This is a genomic window from Chitinophaga qingshengii (assembly GCF_014529935.1).
Lineage (GTDB): Bacteria > Bacteroidota > Bacteroidia > Chitinophagales > Chitinophagaceae > Chitinophaga > Chitinophaga qingshengii.
Genome location: NZ_JACVFC010000025.1, coordinates 1 through 303, shown reverse-complemented (window position 1 = coordinate 303; position 303 = coordinate 1). Strand labels below are relative to the sequence as shown.

Sequence of the window (303 nt, the reverse complement as noted above, 5' to 3'; positions counted from 1 at the left end):
TCTGTATGTAACAGTGGTTCCACCTTTAACCTGGTTACTTCCAACCAGGTAGGTATTATCACCAAATACACCATCAAAACTGCCGCTACCAACGCGATGTCCGGCTTCCCGACCCAGACCGGTGCATGGACAGGCGTAGGTACTATCACAGTCAACTTCCCGACCGGTACCACTGCCGGCACTTACGACTTCATCCTCACTGTACAGGATGGTACCAATGCCGGTTGTACCAAAGATGTTCCGTTCTCCGTGATCATCGATGCCAACCCGACTGTGGTACTCTCTGCTGACATGACGGACGTA

1 protein-coding gene is annotated in these 303 nt (G+C 51.8%); it reads left to right on the top strand.

From position 1 onward, the window contains the following. Positions 1-303 (top strand): hypothetical protein (locus tag ICL07_RS32195; RefSeq protein WP_188092173.1); only part of this gene is annotated, 303 nt, incomplete at both ends.